The organism is Thioalkalivibrio sp. ALE20 (assembly GCF_000381405.1).
Classification (GTDB): Bacteria; Pseudomonadota; Gammaproteobacteria; order Ectothiorhodospirales; family Ectothiorhodospiraceae; genus Thioalkalivibrio.
On sequence record NZ_KB906472.1, the window covers coordinates 73,501 to 91,417 of the forward strand.

Below are 17,917 nucleotides of genomic sequence, written 5' to 3' on the forward strand. Positions count from 1 at the left end.
GGCCCGCTCCGTGGGTCCGGGGCTCAGTTACCCAGATGCGCGCCGTCTTCCGGCACCCGCGACCATGCGGCGATATCCGAGCCCATCGCGCGGATCGTGCGTCCCATCACCGAACAGGTACCCTTGAATCCGCCGAAGGCGCCGCCACCGGAGATGCGACGAGAAGTGAAGTCCGCGACCGCTTCACCGTCCTCGTACAGGGTCCCTTCGGCTTCGCTGAAGGCACGGTGTCCGGACCAGGCATTCCCGTCGTTGCGCGCCTGGGTGATCTCCACCATCAGGACCTGGCCGCCGTCCGCCGGGCTCGCGTCACCGCGCGCCTCGAAGCGAATGTCATGCCGTGCACCGAACTCCTGCACGAACTCCGGAAAGCGTTCTTCCAGCTCGCATTCATTGCGGATGGCCTGCGTCACCACCGCATCATCGCTGTAGGTGAAGCGCTCGGGCATCACGATGGTGACGGCCGGATCACTGACCGCCTGCGCCGCCTGCGCCTCCCCGCCCGAATCCCGGGTCTCGTTCGCGGCACAGCCACTCAGTGCCAGCAGGCCCGTTGCGGCCAGCACGCTCAGGTATTGCTTCTTTTGCATGGCTTTCTCCCCTTTGCCCATTGTGGTCTCGCAAAGTCTGCCCCAGAACCCACCCGTCATGCACCCTCCAAAACGGGGGGTCCGGGAGGTCCTTGCGGATTCCTTGCGGTTGCTTGCGTTCCCCGGTTCTCTGCCCACAATGAACGCCTTTTCCGCATGGAGAACGCCCCATGGCCTTTGACGTCACCATCCAGCCCAGCGGCCACCAGTTCGAAGTCGAGGACGATGAAACCGTCCTCGAGGCCGGTCTGCGCCAGGGATTCGCGTTCCCCTACGGTTGCCGCAACGGCGCCTGCGGCTCCTGCAAGGGTCGGGTGCTCTCGGGCGAGGTGGATCACGGACCGAAACTGCCACCGGGCATTACCGAGGCCGAGCTGGCCGACGGCCTGGCGTTGTTCTGCCAGGCGGTCCCGGTGGACGATCTGGAGATCGAGGTGCGCGAGATCGGCGCGGCCCGTGACATCGAGGTCAAGACACTGCCGTGCCGCGTGGCAGCCCTCAACCGGCTGGCCGATGACGTGATGGAACTCCGGATCCAGCTGCCCGCACGGGAACGCCTTCAGTTCCTGGCCGGGCAGTACCTCGACGTCCTGCTGAAAGGGGGCGAACGCCGCAGCTATTCCCTGGCCAACGCTCCGCATGACGACGAACAGCTGATCCTGCACGTGAAATACGTCGAGGGCGGGCGCTTCTCGGCCCATGTATTCGAAGAGATGCAGCCCAAGGCCCTGCTGCGTATCGAGGGCCCGCTGGGGCAGTTCTTCGTGGACGAGGAATCCCCGCGCCCGCGCCTGTTCGTGGGCGGGGGGACCGGCTTCGGTCCGCTGAAGGGGATGCTGGACCACCTGGCGAACGAGGGGCTGGACCGGCGGCACCACCTGTTCTGGGGCGCGCGGGAGGCGGTGGGTATCTATGCGCCCGAGTGGCTGCAGGCGATGGCGGCGGCGGAACCGGATCACTTCCGTTTTACCCCGGTGCTGTCCGATCATCCGCAGGACGAGGCGGCGGGCTTCGCCGCGCGGGCGGGACTGCCCCACGAGGCGGTGCTGGCCGAATACCCGGATCTGTCCGGCTTCGATGTCTACATGGCGGGGCCGCCACCCATGGTCCATGCGGCCCGCGAGGCCTTCCGTGCAGCGGGCCTGCCCCCGGAGCAGCTGTACTACGACAGCTTCGAGCCCGCGGGTGGCTCCTGACCGGGGCACGTGACCCTGTTCGCCTGCCAACCGGCGCCTGCCGGTTTCGTGGGCGCGGGCCAGACCCTTTCTCAGCCGTCGCCGCCGTCCAGGCGCGCCGCGAGACGGCGTGCGGCCGCCAGCATGGATGCGTCGGTGGGATCCTCGGCCGTCTCCACCGCGGCCTTGAAGCCAAGCTCCTGCGCGATTTCGGCGATGCGCTCGCTGCCGACTACCAGGGGGGTCTTGCGCAGCCACATGCGCCCCAGCTTGCCAACCATCTCGTAGAGATTGCGCAGGCCCTCGCCCGAGGTGATGGTGATGATGTCGATCTGCCCGCGCGAGAACGCATACATAAGATCCCCGGTGTCCCCCTCCGGGCGCCCGCGCCGGTAGGCCTCGGCGAAGGTCACCGTGGCGCCGCGTTCGCGCAGGGTATCTCCCAGCAGCTCGCGCCCGCCGTCCCCGCGGAAGATCACCACCCGCTTGCCGCCCACCTCCTGCATGGCCGGTTCCGCCAGCAGCGCCTCGCTGTCAAAGCGGCGGGGCGGGGCGATGTCGGGCGCGTGGCCGAAACTGCGCAACTCCTGGGCCGTCCGGTTGCCGATCGCGGCGATGGCGGTCCCGGCGGGCCACTCACGATCCGCCAGCGCCAGGTTCATCACGCGCTGAACGGCGTTGGGGCTGATGAACACCGCAATATCGAACTGATCCAGCTCGTCCAGCACTGCGCGCAGATTGGTGGGATCGCTGGGTGCGAGGATCTCCAGCACGGGGAAGCGGATCACCCGGGCCCCTTCACCCTCCAGCGCCTCACAGAACGGTTCCGCCTGAGCGGCGGGCCGGGTCACCAGAATGCCCCGGTCGGCGAGGCTCGGGGCCCGGCTCCGGGCGGCGGTTTCGGCATCGGCCATGATGCGGTCCTCAGTGATCGTTCATTGCGGCGCGCAGGAGTTCCCCGGCGCCCAGTTCCAGCAGCTCGTCCGCCAGGCGGATGCCCAGTGCCTCGGCCTCGGCACGTGGCCCGCGTACCTCGCGCTGCAGCAGCTGGCTGCCGTCGACCGCGCCGACCAGCCCGCGCAGCCACAGGCCACCGTCGGCCTCGAGGATCGCATGGGCGGCCAGCGGTACCTGACAACCCCCCTCGAGCCGGCGGTTGAACGCGCGTTCCGCGCGTACCCGATCGCTGGTATCCGGATCATTCAGGCTGGCGATCCGTCCTTCCACCTCGTCATCCCCGTCGCGGCATTCGATCGCGATGGCCCCCTGACCGACGGCGGGCAGGCTGACCTCGGGTTCCAGGCAGTTGCGAATGCGCGCATCGAAGCCGAGGCGCTTGAGTCCCGCCGCGGCCAGCAGGATCGCGTCGTATTCGCCGGCATCCAGCTTGCCCAGCCGCGTGTTCACGTTGCCGCGCAGGTCATGGACCTCCAGATCGGGCCGGCGGGCACGCAGCTGGCACTGGCGTCGCAGGCTGGAGGAGCCGACCCGCGCGCCCTCCGGAAGCTCGTCCACGTGCCCGTAGTGATTCGACACGAACGCATCCAGCGGGTCCTCGCGATCGAGGATGACCGGCAGGGCCAGGCCGTCCGGAAGCTCCATCGGGACATCCTTGACCGAATGCACCGCGATATCCGCGCGATCTTCCAGCAGCGCGTTCTCCAGCTCCTTCACGAACAGACCCTTGCCGCCGATTTTCGCCAGCGGCGAGTCGAGTACGCGGTCGCCCTGAGTGGTCATGCCCACCAGTTCGACCGGCCGGTCCGGGTGTGCCGCGCGCAGACGCTCGGCGACGTGTTCGGCCTGCCACATGGCCAGCGGACTCTTGCGGGTGGCGATGCGTAGCGGTTTCATGCAGTGTCCCGTTCGGGGAACCCGGTGGTTTGTCCCGGGTCCATAAAAACGACGTAGTATAACGGCTCGCAACCCGCAGCCGAAAAACCGATGGACAAGTTCATGATGACACGCAACCGGATTCTCGCGGCCTTCGGCCTGGCCGCGGCCATGCTGTTCGCCGGTCCGGCTCAGGCGGAGCTGGAACGGGTGACCGACCTGCAGGCGCTCAAGGACAACGGCGAGCGCAAGCCAACCGTGGTGATGTTCACCGCCGAGAATTGCCCCTACTGCGAGCTCGCGAAGGAGGCCCATCTGGGCCCGATGAGCCGTGACGAGGCCCATTCCGACGTCAATATCCTCATGGTGGAGATGAACGGCGAAGAAGTCCGTGATTTCGATGGCGATACCATGCGTGGCTCCGAGCTGGGGAATCGGTACGGGGCCCGCGTGACCCCCACCCTGGTGGCGTTCGACGCCGAGGGCAATCCGGTCGGGCGCCCGCTGGTGGGCATTCCCAACGAGGAGCTCTACCGCAGTCAGGTGCGCATGCGCATCAACGCCGCACGCGAGGGCAGCTGACCCGCGCCACGTCCCGCCGGACCGGACCCGCGCGGATCAGGCCCGGCCGGATCACACCCGGGTGTGCCGCCGCAGAAACTCGCGCACTCGGGCCAGCTGCCGCCGGCTCACCGGTACCGGATCGCGCCCGTCACGAAACCGCAGACGATGGTCGCCGGCGTTGCGGGTCTCCAGGCCCGCCACGTTCCGGGCCACCGCCAGGGCCCCGCGGTGCACGCGCAGCACCTCGTCCCCCAGGGCCTGCTCCAGATCCTGCAGCCGAGCCTCGACGAAGCCCTCGAGGTCCCGCCCGCGTGCGACTACGCAGCCATCCTCGGTGACGAAACAGTCGATCGCATCCAGCTGCACCGACTCTTCGCGTCGGCCGATGCGCAGGCGTATGGCCGGCGGCTCGTCCGGCTGCGCGGATCCGTCCGTTGCATGCCGGGCCCGTTCCAGAGCCTGCTCCAGTCGCTCCCGGCGTACGGGCTTGAGCACGTAGTCGCGCACCCCCGCTTCGAAGGCCTGCAGGCCGAAAGCCTCGTGTGCGGTGACCAGGATCACGACCAATTCGGGATGGCTCCGCGCGAGTTCGCCCGCCAGCTCGATCCCGCGCTCGCCGGGCATCTCGATGTCCAGCAGCAGCGCTCCCGGCCGGTGGGTCTGCAGAGCCGTGCGTACCTGGCCGGCGTCCGCGGCTTCCGCCACCACCCGGTGGCCCAGTTCGGTCACAAGGTCGCGCAGCCGCTCGCGCGCGACCGGTTCGTCATCCGCAATCAGCAATTCCATGGATCAGCGTCTCCCTCGTCGATCCTGCGGCGTGCGGGGTATCTGCAGCCGGACCCGGAATTCGTCTTCGTCGCGTTGCGCCTGAAGCGATGCGCGATCGCCGAAGGCGTGGCGCAGGCGTAGCCGGACCGCGTCGCTGGCGGTTCCGGTACCGGCCGGAGCAGCTACCTCCGGCAGGCTGTTGCGGATCTCGACGGTCAGCGTATCCCGTTCCGGGTGGATCCGGATTCCCAGATGGCCCTGTCCGCGGGCCGGAGCGATCCCGTGCTGGATCGCGTTCTCCACCAGCGGCAGCAGCACCAGGGACGGGATCTGCTGTTCCAGCGCCGGGTCCTGCTCGGGCCACTCCCGGTCGATCCGGAACTGCCCGCCCAGGCGTGTCTGCTCCACCCGCAGATAGCCCTCGACCACGGCCAGCTCCTCGCGGAGCGAATGGCGGTCGGCGCCATTGAACGCGGCACGAAACAGATCCGCGAGGTCCAGGGTGACCTGCTCCGCGCGCGAGGGATCCGTCCGGCACAGCCCGGCGATCGTGTTCATGCTGTTGTAGAGGAAATGCGGCCGCAGGCGTGCCCGCATGGCCTGTTCCCGCGCCTGCGCCACGGCCCGGGTCTCGCGCTGCCAGGCCGCCTGCAGATACAGGTAGTGCATCGCGACCAGGCTCAGGATCACCGCGATGCCCAGCACCGGCAGACGCAGCTCGGGATCTGCCAGCTGCACCGACTCGGCGGCGCGCTGCACCAGCGCGGTATTGACGATGGGGACCAGCGGCGGCAGCACGATCTGCAGGGTCAGCGGGCCACGCCGCAGCAGACGCTGCAGCAGACACAGGATCAGCAGACTGGTAAGCGCGACCCAGAAGATGAACAGGGCATACAGCGCCAGGGTGCCCGCCCAGTCGCCGGTCCCCGGTCGCAGCAGGGTGATCGCCAGCGCCAGCAGCACCGCCAGCATGAGCACCCGCAGCAGGGTCTCCGCGCCACAGAAATCCGGCAGTGGCGAGACGCGTTCCGCGCGGGCCTCGAGCGCCGGCGTGTTCCCGCTGGACGAACCCGGTTCCGGGCGCATGGCAGTCGCTCTCCCTGTATACTTCCCTGTCGTTCAAAACCCCGTTCAGAGTGCACCATGACGCAGGATTCCCCGCAGGACAAGCCGGCCGCCGAAGCCAAGCTCTGGGGTGGCCGCTTCTCCGAGCCCACCGATGCCTTCGTGGAGCGATTCACCGCCTCGGTGGACTTCGACCGCCGCCTCTACCGCGAGGACATTCGGGGCTCGCAGGCCCACACACACATGCTGGCCAGGGTGGGGGTCCTGAGCGAGGACGAGGCGCGCCGGATCGTCGACGGGCTGGACGCCATCCGCGAGGAGATCGCCGCCGGCGAGTTCGACTGGCAGGTGGGCCGCGAGGATGTCCACATGAACATCGAGGCGCGCCTGATCGAGCGCATCGGCGATGTCGGCAAGAAGCTGCACACCGGCCGCTCGCGCAACGACCAGATCGCCACCGACATCCGCCTGTGGCTGCGCGCCGCGATCGACGAGATCCTCGAACTGATTCGTTCCTACCAGAGCGGTCTGGTGGATCTGGCCGAGCGCGAGGCCGACACCATCATGCCCGGGTTCACCCATCTGCAGACGGCCCAGCCGGTGACCTTCGGCCACCACATGCTGGCGTGGTACGAGATGCTCGAGCGCGATGCCGAACGGCTGCGCGACTGCCGGCGCCGGGTGAACGTCCTGCCGCTGGGCGCCGCTGCCCTGGCGGGTACGCCGTACCCCCTGGACCGTGAATACGTGGCGGAACAGCTCGGATTCGACGGGGTCACGCGCAACTCGCTGGATGCGGTGTCGGATCGCGATTTCGCGATCGAATTCAGCGCAGCGGCCTCGACCCTGATGATGCATCTGTCGCGTCAGGCCGAGGAGCTGGTGCTGTGGACCAGCGCCCAGTTCGACTTCATCGAGCTGCCGGATCGTTACTGCACCGGATCCTCCATCATGCCGCAGAAGAAGAACCCGGACGTGCCGGAGCTGGTGCGCGGCAAGACCGGCCGGGTGTATGGCCATCTGACCAGTCTCCTGACCCTGATGAAGAGCCAGCCGCTGGCCTACAACAAGGACAACCAGGAGGACAAGGAGCCGCTGTTCGACACCGTGGACACCCTGCTGGGCTCCCTGCGGGCGTTCGCCGACATGGTCCCCGACCTCGCCGTGCGTCGTGCGAACACCCTGGCGGCCACTACCCGCGGTTTCGCCACCGCCACCGATCTCGCCGACTACCTGGTGGAGCGGGGCGTGGCCTTCCGCGACGCCCACGAGGTGGTGGGCCGTGCGGTGCGCCTGGCGCAGGAGCGGGGTGTGGACCTGGCACAGTTGTCACTGGAGGAACTGCAGCAGCTGAGTGCCGCGGTGGGCGAGGATGTCCACGATGTGCTGACCGCCGAGGGTTCGGTGGCCGCCCGCCGGGTGACCGGCGGGACGGCGCCGGAACAGGTCCGGCGCCAGGTCGCGGCCGCGCGCGCGCGTCTGGCCGCGGCCGGGGATCAGTCCTCGACGTAGCCGTCGACCACCTCCCACATCACGTTGCCGTGCACCACCTCGTATTCCAGTAGCAGCTGGCCGAAGCGGTCGCCGCTCTCGAAATGGGCGAGCACCCAGCGCGCGTTGAGTACGTAGATCCCGTCTTCGCGGAACTCGGCGGTGTCACCGTCGCGCAGGACCTCGGGAACCAGTTGCGGATTCTCGACCAGATCCTCGGACAGCCGGCGCTCCGGGTTGGTCATCCCCAGGCGCTGCAGCTGCTGGATGTCGGCGTTGCGCAGACCGATCTCCACCGGGCGCGGCACCTCCTCGCGGGTGTATTCGGCCAGCTGCATCTGGGCCTCCAGCAGCTCGCGGTTGGCCTCGGTGACGTCGTGCTCCAGGCCTTCGGCGCGCGCGATATAGATCGCCAGGATGACGACGAAGAACGCCATCAGGCCCAGCCACATCAGGCGTTCACGGGTACGCAGGCGACCCGGATCCTCGTTGTCGGTCTCGGGGTTGCGGTTTTCATCATCCTGGGACACGGCGGTTCTCCTCGGTTGCGGGGGGCGGTAGTCCCGGGCCGAGTGGGCCCATGGGACGTACCCTCGACATGTGGCGCATGATAACCCGCAATGTCCCCGCTGCCGAGGTGCCGCCTCATGTCCGCCGCCGAGCCGAACCGCGAACGTCCTCCGGAGACCCCGCCGTCGGGCGCCGGGCTGGAATGGATCAACCGTTTCGCCGCGCTGCCGGATGCCTTCCATCACCGCCCGGAGCCGGCCCCGTTCCCCGGGGCCCGGCTGCTCGCCAGCAGCCCGGCGATGCGCGAGCATCTGGGTCTGACGCCCGAGGATCTCGCCGCCGAGCCGTGGCTCGGCATGATCACCCGCGGCGAGCCGGTGGCGGGCACGCCGCAGGTCGCCAGCGTGTATGCGGGTCACCAGTTCGGGGTCTACGTGCCGCAGCTGGGCGATGGCCGGGCCAAGTTGCTGGGCGAGGTGCGGACGCCCGCCGGCGAGCACTGGGAACTGCAGAGCAAGGGCTCCGGGCCGACGGCTTTCTCGCGTCATGCCGACGGGCGCGCGGTGCTGCGCTCGTCGATCCGCGAATACCTGGTTTCCGAGCACATGGCGGCGCTGGGCATCCCCACCACGCGGGCGGTGGCCCTCTACGGGTCCTCGCTGCGGGTGTTCCGCGAGCGCATCGAGAGTGGCGCGGTGGTGTTGCGCGCGGCCCCCAGTTTCCTGCGTTTCGGGCATTTCGAATACTTCCATTATGCCGGCTATCCGGAGCGGCTGCGCCAGCTGATCGACTACGCGCTGGACCATGACTTCCCCGAGCACCGCGAGGCCGAGGACCCGGTGCGCGCGATGCTGGAGACCGTGACCGCCCGCACCGCCGAGCTGATGGCCGACTGGCAGGCAGTGGGCTTCAGCCACGGGGTGATGAACACCGACAACATGAGCCTGACCGGGCTCACCATCGACTACGGCCCGTTTGCGTTCATGGACGCCTACGACCCCGATTACATCTGCAACCACACCGACCAGGGGGGGCGTTATGCCTTCGGCCGCCAGCCGGGCGTGGCTCAGTGGAACCTGATCCGTCTCGCGGAGACCCTGGTGGGGCAGTTCCGCGCCCCCGACATCGACACCGCGGTGGAGCAGGCGAAGCCCGTCCTCGAGGCGTACCAGGAGCAGTTCCGCGCGGCCTGGTTGCGGCGCATGCGCGCCAAGCTGGGCCTGCAGCTCGAACGTGACGAGGACGAGGCCCTGATCCAGGATCTGCTCGCCCGGATGGCGGGCGAAGGCGTCGACTACACCCGGTTCTTCCGTCAGTTGCCGGAACTGGAAGACGGAGAGACGCGTCAGGGATTCATCGAAGAACTGGAAGACCCGCGTGCCTGGGAGGCCTGGGAGGATCGCTGGCGTGCCCGTCTGGGCCACGAGACGCGCCCGACCACGGAACGCCATGCGGCGATGCGGGCGGTCAACCCGAAGTACATCCTGCGCAACCATCTGGCCCAGGCGGCGATCGAGCGGGCCGAGGCCGGCGACTTTTCGGAGCTGGAGCGGTTGCAGCGCGTGCTGAGCCGGCCGTTCGACGAACAGCCGGAGGACGAGGACCTCGCCGGGCTGCCGCCGGCCTGGGCCAGCGGGATCCAGCTCAGCTGTTCGTCCTGAGGGGAGGCGCTGCCTGCTTCAGGCGGAGTCGGGGACCTCTTCCAGCAGCAGGCTGCGTCCGCCCATCGCGCTCGGCTTGGGCACGCCCATCAGTTCCAGCACCGTGGGGGCGACGTCGGCGAGTCCGCCGCCTGTACGCAGACGCCAGCGCTGGCTGTCGAGGATCATGCACATCACCGGGTAGATGGTGTGCTGGGTGTGCGGTGCCCCGGTGACCGGGTCGACGTATTCGTCGCAGTTGCCGTGGTCGGCGGTGACGATCACCGAATACTCCTGGGCCTCGGCCGCATCCAGCACCCGCCCGACCTCGCGGTCGAGGGTGTGGACCGCCTCGATCAGTGCCTCGCGGCGGGCGGTGTGGCCCACCATGTCACCATTGGCGAAATTCACCAGGATGAAGCCGTAACGCCCGCTTTCCATCGCCTTGATGGTCTCGTCGGCGACCTCGCGCGCGCTCATCTCCGGCTGCTCGTCATAGGTGTCCACCGCGGGCGAGGGCACCATCACCCGCTTCTCGCCCGCGTAGGATTCTTCCTTGCCGCCGTTGAAGAAGAACGTGACGTGGGCGTATTTCTCGGTCTCCGCGCAGTGGAACTGCGGGATCCCGGCGGAGGCGATGGTGGAACCCAGGGTGGTGGACGGGCGTTCCGGGGGAAACGCGATCGGCGACAGAAAGCGCGGGTCGTATTCGGTCAGGCAGGTCTCGGAGACCGGGTGGAAATCCCCGCGATCGAACCCGTCGAAATCATCCATGCCCAGGGCAGCGGTGAGCTGGCGCGGGCGGTCGTTGCGGAAGTTGAACAGCACGCATTCCGCCTCGGTGCCCATCGGTGCCCCGCCATTGATGATGCGGGGCTTGATGAATTCGTCATCCTCGCCCGCGGCCCACGCACCCTCGATCGCCTCGCGCGCGCTGCCCACCGGTTCGCCTTCGGCGTAGGCCATCGCGCGGAAGGCCTTCTCCGTACGGTTCCAGCGCTTGTCACGGTCCATGGCGTAGTAGCGTCCGCAGACCGTGGCGATGAACCCGCCGGCCTGTTCCAGTTCCGGCTCCAGGGTCTCGAGATAGTTCAGCGCCGAGCGCGGCGCGGTATCCCGGCCGTCGGTGATCATGTGCACGATCGGCCGGGCGCCTTCCTGGCGGCAGATGCCGATCAGGGCCACCAGGTGCCGGATATGCGAATGCACGCCGCCGTCGGACACCAGGCCGATCAGGTGCAGCGGCTGATCCTTGGAGGCCGCCGCCCGCGCCGCACTGACCAGGGCATCGTTCTCGAAGAAGCTGCCTTCGGAGATGGCGTCGTCGATGCGCACCAGGTCCTGATTGACGACCGTGCCCGCGCCCAGCGTCAGGTGGCCGACCTCGGAGTTGCCCATCTGCCCGTCCGGCAGGCCGACCGCCCGGCCGCAGGCATCCAGGGTGGTGTGCGTGCGGGTCGACAGATAGCGGTCGAGGTTGGGGGTGTCCGCCTCGGCGTAGGCGTTGTTGATCTTGCTGGGGTTCACGCCCACCCCGTCCATGACGATGAGGAGGACGGGGCGGCGAGGGGTGGTGCGCGGATCAGCCATCGCGGTATCGGTACCTGGGTGCGTGGGTGGGACGAATATTCAGTGAGTGCCGAATTTTACCAGCTCCGCACGCGGTTGGGAGGTCCGGGCCGCTCGCGAATCAGCGGGGATCACGCTCGGGGCGATCCCCCGATTCGTCCGGCGTGTCGTCCGCCGCATCGTCCGGCCCATCCGTGCGGTTGCCCGCGGATGCGTTGCCGCGTCGCGCGTCTTCGGCCTCGATGCGATCGAGTTCGGCATCCATCTCCGCCTCGGACAGCGGGGTGTAGCCGGTACGGGCCGCGGGGGACGGACGCGTCTCGCCGGAGGTGTCGCTCCGGGCCCTGCCCGCGGGTTCGGGCCGGGTGGTGCCGGTGCCGGAGCGCGGTGCGGGGCCGGACTCCGGTCCGCTCTGCGGGCCCGCGCCCGGGCCGCCGCCCGGTCCGCCCTCGGGGTCATCGGGCCCGTCCGGGTCGTCATCGGGGGCGGCCTTCTGTTCGGCCTTGCGCCGCTCCATGATGCGCGCAAGGATCAGGCCGACCTCGAACAGCAACCACATCGGCAGGGCCAGCAGGGTCTGCGAAATGATGTCCGGCGGGGTCAGGACCATGCCCACCAGGAACACCCCGACGATCACGTACGGGCGCTTGGCGGCCAGCTTCTCGGTGGTGGTGGCCCCCATGGTCACCAGGAGGATGGTGGCCACAGGCATCTCGAAGGCGATACCGAAGGCGATGAACAGCAGGATGACGAAATCCAGGTAGCGCGAGATGTCCGTCATTACGTCCACGCCTTCCGGCGCGGCCGCGGTGAAGAACGCGAAGATCAGCGGAAAGACCACGAAATAGGCGAACGCCATCCCGAGGTAGAACAGGATGGTGGATGACGCGACCAGCGGCCCGGCCAGGCTCTTCTCGTGCTGATAAAGCCCCGGCGCGATGAACGCCCAGAGCTGATAGAGCAGGTACGGGATACTGATCGCCACCGCGAGCAGCAGGGTCAGCTTGAACGGGATCAGAAACGGCGCGGCCACCTCGATCGCGATCATGCTGGTGCCTTCCGGCAGATGCGCCATCAGCGGATCGGCCAGGAAGGTATAGAGCTGGTTGGCGAACGGGAACAGGATCAGGAACACCACCAGCACGGCGATGAACATCCGCAGGACCCGGTCACGCAGCTCGATCAGGTGGGAGAGCAGGGTCTCGGTGGCCTCTTCCGTGGGTTCGACCCCCGGGCTGGTCTTGCTCATGGGCGTTCGTCAGGCGTGCGGGGTGAGTGGTCGGTGTCGGTTTCCTGCGGCCCGTCGCCGCCCTGTGCTTCCGGGGATTCCGGCGCCTGCCCGGCGGGGCGCTGCGGCCGGCGCCCGGCGGTGCGCCGCCGGGGCCTTTCTTCCCGCGTGCTGCGCTGTTCGCGTTCGGCCGCCAGTGCGGGATCTTCGGTGGCCAGGTCCGGGCCCATGTTGTGGCTGACGGGTACCCGCTCGAGGTCACCGCCGTCAGCGTCCCAGGCCGGTTCCTCAGGCGCGGATCCCGCCTCGCTGTCCTGCGTGCCGGCATCCTCTACCGAATCGGCGCGGGAGGTGTCGGTTTCGCGACCGGCCGGTTCCGGAGGGGTGCGACGTTCGCGAACCGCGGGACGTGCCGGCTTCGCCGGTTGCGTGTCCCCGTCGGCCGACTCGCCGGCATCCGAATCCGCATCCGCCGGGGTGTCGTCGGTGTCGCGCAGCTCGCGGTTGATCTCGCGTTCGGTCTGCTCCAGATCCTCACGCAGGCTGGTCTCGGTGTCCTCGACCATGTGCTTGAGCTCGCGGATCTCGCGGTCCTGGCTCTTGACCATCTCGCGCAGTTCCTCGGTCTGGAACTCGCGCTCCACGTCCGAGCGCACGCTCTGGACAAAGCGCCGGGTCTTGCCGACGAACCGGCCAATCTCGCGCGCAAGGCCGGGCAGGCGCTCCGGTCCCACGACCAGGAGCGCCACCACGACGATGATCAGGATTTCCCAGAAGCCGATGTCGAACATGGACTAGCGCCGCTGCCGGCCGGTCGTTGCGGACCGGAACCGGATCAGGCGTTCTTGTCCGACGAGTCGTTGTCGCCGGACTTCTCGCTGCGCTTTTTCACCTCGGCGTCGACCACGCGACCTTCGTCGTCTTCGCTCTGGTTCTCGACGCCCGGCTTTTCGCCTTCCGCGCCTTCCTCGCCTTCTTCCTTCTTCTGGTTCTCGCCGTCGGGGTCCTTGACCGCCTGCCGGAAGTTCTTCAGCGCGGAGCCGACGTCACCGCCCATGTTGCGCAGTTTCTTCGTGCCGAACAGCAGGACCACGATCAGAAGGATGATCAGGAGCTGCCAGATGCTGATACCACCAATACCCATGGAGTGTCTCCGAAATAAGTTCCTTGCCGGACAGCCTGACCGGGGAGGGTTCCCGAATCAACCAGGCTGCCTATTTGTCCGAACGCTGTCCTGCGACTTCGCGGCCGGCCTTTTCGTCCACGCCGGACAGGCCGAAACGCCGGGCCAGTTCGTCGAGGACGTCGTCGGGGTGCCGGTCGCGCGCCCGCAGGACGATGAGGGTATGAAACCACAGGTCGGCCATTTCCGACACCAGCGCATCGGCGTCGTCGTCCTTGGCCGCCAGCACCGCTTCGGTGGCTTCTTCACCCAACTTCTTGAGCATGGCATCCAGGCCGCGCGCCTGCAGCTTCGCGACGTAGGAGCGTTCGGGGTCCGCGGAGCGTCGCTCGTCGATGACTTCGGCCAGCGCGGCCAGCAGGTGCTCGCGCGGGTTTGCGGAGGGGTCGTTCAAGCCGTCACCTCCTGCAGGGGACGCACGGGCACCCCCGCGGCTTCCATCGCGGCCTTGGCCTCGCCGACCGTGTGCTCGCCGAAGTGGAAGATGCTGGCCGCCAGCACGGCATCCGCGTGCCCGGTGGTCACGCCCTCGACCAGATGTTCCAGGCTGCCCACGCCGCCCGAGGCGATCACCGGGATGTTCACTGCGTCGCTCACCGCCCGGGTCAGTTCCAGGTCGAAGCCGCTGCGGGTGCCGTCGCGGTCCATGCTGGTCAGCAGGATCTCGCCGGCGCCCAGCTCGGCCATGTGGCGCGCCCATTCGATGGCATCCAGGCCGGTCTCGCGGCGCCCGCCGTGGGTGAAGATCTCCCAGCGTGCGGGCTCGCCTTCGGCGCTGGTGCGGCGCGCGTCGATGGCCACCACGATGCACTGCGAGCCGACCCAGTCGGCGGCTTCGCGCACCAGTTCGGGTCGGTGAACCGCCGCAGTGTTGATGGACACCTTGTCCGCCCCGGCGTTCAGCAGACGGCGGATGTCGTCCACCGCGCGCACGCCGCCGCCCACCGTCAGCGGGATGAAGACCTGCGAGGCGACTTCTTCGACCACGTGCAGGATGGTGCTGCGGTCGTCGGAGGAGGCGGTGATGTCGAGGAACGTCAGCTCGTCGGCACCCTGGGCGTCGTAGCGCCGGGCGATCTCCACCGGGTCACCGGCGTCGCGGATGCCGACGAAGTTCACGCCCTTCACCACGCGGCCGGCGTCCACGTCCAGGCAGGGGATGATGCGGCGTGCCAGCATCTCAGGTGTCCTCGCCCCGGGCGGCCGCGCGCGCCTGCTCCAGGGTGAAGGCGTCCTCGTACAGGGCGCGGCCGACGATCACGCCGTCGATACCGGCGTCGGCCCCGCGGGCGAGGCTGCGGATGTCGTCCAGCGAGCTGACGCCGCCGGAGGCGATCACCGGTACGCGCACGTTCTCCGCGAGCTTCGCGGTGGCCTCCACGTTGGGGCCTTCCATCATCCCGTCGCGCGCGATGTCGGTGTAGATGATCGCGGCGACGCCGTCGGACTCGAAGTGCTGGGCGAGGTCGATCACGTCGTGACGCGAGAGCTTGGACCAGCCGTCCACCGCGATCTTGCCGTCGCGGGCGTCCAGGCCGACGATGATGTGACCCGGGAATTCCAGGCACAGGTCGTTGACGAAATGCGGCGCGCTGACCGCCCGTGTGCCGATGATCACGTACTGCACGCCGGCATCGAGGTAGGCCTGCACGGTGTCATCGTCGCGGATGCCGCCACCGATCTGGATGGTCAGGTCGGGAAAGGTCTCGACGATTGCATGGATCGCCTCGGCATTGCGCGGCCGCCCCGCGAATGCCCCGTCGAGGTCCACGATGTGCAGGCGTTCGGCCCCGGCCTCGACCCAGCGTCGGGCCATTTCCACCGGCTCTTCGCCGAATACCGTCGAGTCCTCCATGCGCCCCTGGCGCAGGCGCACGCACTTGCCTTCCTTCAGGTCGATCGCGGGAATGACCAGCATCTCTCTCCGCCTCCTGTTGCGGCGTTCACGGGGCGTCCGGGGCGTCGCCGTCCCAGCGCAGAAAGTTGTTCAGCAGGCGCAGGCCGCAGGCCGCGCTCTTTTCCGGGTGACACTGCATAGTGAACAGCGAGCCGCGGGCGAGGGCCGAGGCGAAGGTTTCGCCATAATCCGTGTGCGCAGCCACGCTGGCCGCGTCGCGCGGCTGCACCCGGAAGCTGTGCACGAAATAGAACCACGGCGTCTCCGGCAGGCCGTGCCACAGCGGGTGCTCGCCGGTGGGCTGCACGCGGTTCCAGCCCATGTGCGGCACCTTCAGGCGACGCCCCTGCGCATCGCTGCGTTCCGGAAAGCGGGCAACCCCGCCGGGGATCACCCCCAGCAGGTCGACGCCGCCGCTTTCGTCCGAGTGCTCCATCAGGATCTGCTGCCCCAGGCAGAGTCCGAGGAACGGGCGCGAACCGGCCAGTTCCGGCAGCAGGCGGTTGAGACCGCGCCGGGCGAGGGCCTGCATCGCGTCGCCGGCCGCCCCCTGGCCGGGAAACACCAGCCGGTCGGCCTCGCGCAGGATCTCCGGGTCGTCGGTACGCAGGATGCGCTGGCCGGGTGCGGCCTCGTGCGTCAGGGCACGCCCCACCGAGTGGAGGTTGCCCATGCCGTAGTCGATGACGGCGACGGTTTCCATGTGGCTTCCCTGTTACGGCGGGCCTTACAGGCTGCCCTTGGTGGAGGGCGTAATGCCGGCGCCGCGGGGGTCTTCCTCCGCGGCCTCGCGCAGCGCGCGGCCGAAGGCCTTGAAGATGGTCTCCGCCACGTGATGGGCATTGTCCCCGCGCAGGCAGTCCACGTGCAGGGTGATCCACGCATGGTTGACCAGGCCCTGGAAGAATTCGTGGAACAGGTCGACATCGAACTGGCCGATGTGCGAACGGCGGAAATCGGCGTGCATCTCCAGGCCCGGGCGGCCGGAGAAGTCGATCACCACCCGTGACAGGGCCTCGTCCAGCGGAACATAGGCATGGCCATAGCGGCGGATGCCCTTCTTGTCGCCGATCGCCTGCGCCAGTGCCTGGCCCAGGGTGATGCCGATGTCTTCCACCGTGTGGTGGTCGTCGATGTGCAGGTCGCCTTCGGCGCGCACGTCCAGATCGACCATCCCGTGACGCGCGATCTGGTCGAGCATGTGGTCGAGGAACGGGATGCCGGTCTCGGTGTGGCACTGGCCGGTGCCGTCGAGGTTCAGTTCGACGGAGATCCGGGTCTCGAGGGTGTCGCGGCGGACGGAGGCGGTACGCTGGTTCATCTTGGCTGGCTTCGACGCATAAAGCTCCAGTGTAGCAAGGCTGGCGCCCGGCCGGTATGCCGTACTCGCGGCCCGGGACATGCAGCGCGACGTCTTTCCACCCATCGGCGCGCCGGATACGGGTACCCATAAAAAAGGCCGGGGCGAACCCCGGCCTTTCCGCATCCATCAAGGGAGATGGATTTACCGGACGGAAACCGACTCGGAAGCGGTTTCGCCCTGGTTGTCTTCCCAGCTGATCTCGACGGTGTCGCCGGACGAACCTTCGAATTCCAGCTCGAGGAAGGGGTTCTGCGAGATGGTCACGTTCCAGTGTGCGGTGACCATGGTTTCGCCGTTGCGCTTGGCTTCGACGGTCTGAATGAAATGCTCGGGGATGATCTCGCCGGCATCATCGGTCTGATCCCCGGTGTGCATCGGGTGGCTCAGCAGGGCGCGGACGTTGATCATTCCGTCCTGTTCCTGGGCGCGAATACGGATGGACATAGTTCTTTACCTCCAGACTGTTGATCGGATCGGTGAGGGTGCCGGCTTAGCCGCCGCAGCCACCCACCGTCACTTCGACGTTGCGCGACGTCATGTACCAGTTGCCGTCGGCCTTGACGGCGGCGATCACGTCCGAGGTGTCACCCAGGCGGATGCGCATGGACGCCTTCGGCTTCGCGCCGGAGGCGAAGACATAACGGCCGGTGAGGGAACGGTCGTTGGCTTCGGCGAAGATCGCGATCTCCTCGACGTTGTCCATATGGGCCTCGACCGAGACCGGGACCACGGCGCCGTTCTCGGCGATTTCCGGGGCGCTCAGGTCGATGTCGTCGGACTGCTGCATGTCGGTGGTGCCGGCGACGGCGTTCATCGCCTCGGACATGCCCTCCGTCTCGAACATGTCGGCGGACCAGGCGGCGAGCAGCTTGCTCGGGGCCAGCAGACCGGCGCCCACGGCGGCGCCCACGGTACCGGCGGCGAGAGTGCCTTTCAGGAAGACACGACGCTTGGTGCTAATCATGGAGATCTCCTCTCATCTTTTTGGATCAAATCCGGACATTCCCGGGGCGCGAGCGATCCATGTGGATGCAGGCGCCT

At 68.1% G+C, this 17,917-nt stretch carries 21 protein-coding genes; 4 read left to right on the plus strand and 17 right to left on the minus strand.

All coding sequences use genetic code 11. The annotated features are described in order from the left end of the window. Window positions 1–23: 23 nt before the first annotated feature. Entirely contained in the window at window positions 24–590 is a 567-nt protein-coding gene (locus tag F790_RS0103700) for a hypothetical protein (RefSeq protein WP_019590866.1), read from the minus strand. Between the two features lie 170 nt (window positions 591–760). Here F790_RS0103700 and F790_RS0103705 point away from each other — a divergent pair, with 170 nt between their 5' ends. Then, on the plus strand, window positions 761–1,786 hold the full coding sequence (locus F790_RS0103705; protein ID WP_019022557.1) for a CDP-6-deoxy-delta-3,4-glucoseen reductase: 1,026 nt from the start codon (window positions 761–763) through the stop codon (window positions 1,784–1,786). A gap of 71 nt (window positions 1,787–1,857) precedes the next feature. Here F790_RS0103705 and F790_RS0103710 read toward each other — a convergent pair whose 3' ends face one another. Together F790_RS0103710 and hemC are read right to left on the minus strand one after the other, a co-directional pair. Beyond that, complete coding sequence (locus tag F790_RS0103710; protein ID WP_019590867.1) at window positions 1,858–2,679, minus strand: uroporphyrinogen-III synthase; 822 nt, start codon at window positions 2,677–2,679, stop codon at window positions 1,858–1,860. Window positions 2,680–2,689: 10 nt separating this feature from the next. Then, entirely contained in the window at window positions 2,690–3,619 is a 930-nt protein-coding gene (gene hemC, locus F790_RS0103715) for a hydroxymethylbilane synthase (protein ID WP_019590868.1), read from the minus strand. Between the two features lie 90 nt (window positions 3,620–3,709). Between hemC and F790_RS0103720 the strand changes: the two genes are divergently transcribed. Then, window positions 3,710–4,180: a thioredoxin fold domain-containing protein gene (locus tag F790_RS0103720; protein ID WP_018868877.1), complete on the plus strand. Its 471-nt coding sequence runs from the start codon at window positions 3,710–3,712 to the stop codon at window positions 4,178–4,180. A 51-nt stretch (window positions 4,181–4,231) separates the two neighbouring features. On the opposite strand, the gene F790_RS0103725 is transcribed toward F790_RS0103720, so the two are convergent. After that, window positions 4,232–4,948: a LytTR family DNA-binding domain-containing protein gene (locus F790_RS0103725; protein ID WP_019590869.1), complete on the minus strand. Its 717-nt coding sequence runs from the start codon at window positions 4,946–4,948 to the stop codon at window positions 4,232–4,234. A 3-nt stretch (window positions 4,949–4,951) separates the two neighbouring features. Continuing rightward, window positions 4,952–6,016: a sensor histidine kinase gene (locus tag F790_RS0103730; RefSeq protein WP_019569346.1), complete on the minus strand. Its 1,065-nt coding sequence runs from the start codon at window positions 6,014–6,016 to the stop codon at window positions 4,952–4,954. Between the two features lie 57 nt (window positions 6,017–6,073). Here F790_RS0103730 and argH point away from each other — a divergent pair, with 57 nt between their 5' ends. Next, on the plus strand, window positions 6,074–7,507 hold the full coding sequence (gene argH, locus F790_RS0103735) for an argininosuccinate lyase (protein WP_019590870.1): 1,434 nt from the start codon (window positions 6,074–6,076) through the stop codon (window positions 7,505–7,507). Here the strand turns inward: argH and F790_RS0103740 are convergent. Further along, entirely contained in the window at window positions 7,492–8,016 is a 525-nt protein-coding gene (locus tag F790_RS0103740; protein WP_018868873.1) for a hypothetical protein, read from the minus strand. The genes argH and F790_RS0103740 overlap by 16 nt on opposite strands. A 117-nt stretch (window positions 8,017–8,133) precedes the next feature. Between F790_RS0103740 and F790_RS0103745 the strand changes: the two genes are divergently transcribed. Next, a complete protein-coding gene (locus F790_RS0103745) occupies window positions 8,134–9,657 on the plus strand; it encodes a YdiU family protein (RefSeq protein ID WP_019590871.1) in 1,524 nt (507 codons plus the stop codon). 18 nt (window positions 9,658–9,675) lie between these two features. Here F790_RS0103745 and gpmI read toward each other — a convergent pair whose 3' ends face one another. From gpmI to soxY, 11 genes are all read right to left on the minus strand, one after another. Continuing rightward, window positions 9,676–11,226, minus strand: coding sequence for a 2,3-bisphosphoglycerate-independent phosphoglycerate mutase (gene gpmI, locus F790_RS0103750; protein WP_018868871.1), 1,551 nt, complete (start codon window positions 11,224–11,226; stop codon window positions 9,676–9,678). 100 nt (window positions 11,227–11,326) lie between these two features. Next, window positions 11,327–12,454, minus strand: coding sequence for a twin-arginine translocase subunit TatC (gene tatC, locus F790_RS0103755; protein WP_018868870.1), 1,128 nt, complete (start codon window positions 12,452–12,454; stop codon window positions 11,327–11,329). Continuing rightward, a complete protein-coding gene (tatB, locus tag F790_RS0103760; protein WP_019590872.1) occupies window positions 12,451–13,224 on the minus strand; it encodes a Sec-independent protein translocase protein TatB in 774 nt (257 codons plus the stop codon). Before tatB ends, tatC begins: the two co-directional genes overlap by 4 nt. 44 nt (window positions 13,225–13,268) lie before the next feature. After that, window positions 13,269–13,577 carry a twin-arginine translocase TatA/TatE family subunit gene (tatA, locus tag F790_RS0103765; RefSeq protein WP_018947275.1) on the minus strand — a complete coding sequence of 103 codons (309 nt, stop codon included), beginning with the start codon at window positions 13,575–13,577 and terminating at the stop codon, window positions 13,269–13,271. Between the two features lie 70 nt (window positions 13,578–13,647). Beyond that, on the minus strand, window positions 13,648–14,010 hold the full coding sequence (locus F790_RS0103770) for a phosphoribosyl-ATP diphosphatase (protein WP_019590873.1): 363 nt from the start codon (window positions 14,008–14,010) through the stop codon (window positions 13,648–13,650). Continuing rightward, window positions 14,007–14,795: an imidazole glycerol phosphate synthase subunit HisF gene (gene hisF / locus F790_RS0103775; RefSeq protein ID WP_018868866.1), complete on the minus strand. Its 789-nt coding sequence runs from the start codon at window positions 14,793–14,795 to the stop codon at window positions 14,007–14,009. The genes F790_RS0103770 and hisF overlap by 4 nt, the downstream gene beginning before the upstream one ends. A gap of 1 nt (window position 14,796) precedes the next feature. Beyond that, window positions 14,797–15,534, minus strand: a complete 738-nt coding sequence (hisA, locus tag F790_RS0103780; protein ID WP_018936454.1) for a 1-(5-phosphoribosyl)-5-[(5-phosphoribosylamino)methylideneamino]imidazole-4-carboxamide isomerase — start codon at window positions 15,532–15,534, stop codon at window positions 14,797–14,799. A gap of 25 nt (window positions 15,535–15,559) precedes the next feature. Next, the gene (gene hisH, locus F790_RS0103785; protein WP_019022569.1) at window positions 15,560–16,216 is read right to left on the minus strand and encodes an imidazole glycerol phosphate synthase subunit HisH; all 657 of its coding nucleotides are present in this window, start codon (window positions 16,214–16,216) and stop codon (window positions 15,560–15,562) included. Between the two features lie 24 nt (window positions 16,217–16,240). After that, the gene (gene hisB, locus F790_RS0103790) at window positions 16,241–16,834 is read right to left on the minus strand and encodes an imidazoleglycerol-phosphate dehydratase HisB (RefSeq protein ID WP_019022570.1); all 594 of its coding nucleotides are present in this window, start codon (window positions 16,832–16,834) and stop codon (window positions 16,241–16,243) included. A gap of 183 nt (window positions 16,835–17,017) precedes the next feature. Then, entirely contained in the window at window positions 17,018–17,320 is a 303-nt protein-coding gene (soxZ, locus tag F790_RS0103795; protein ID WP_019569356.1) for a thiosulfate oxidation carrier complex protein SoxZ, read from the minus strand. A gap of 46 nt (window positions 17,321–17,366) precedes the next feature. Then, a complete protein-coding gene (gene soxY / locus F790_RS0103800) occupies window positions 17,367–17,840 on the minus strand; it encodes a thiosulfate oxidation carrier protein SoxY (protein ID WP_019590874.1) in 474 nt (157 codons plus the stop codon). Between the last annotated feature and the right edge of the window lie 77 nt (window positions 17,841–17,917).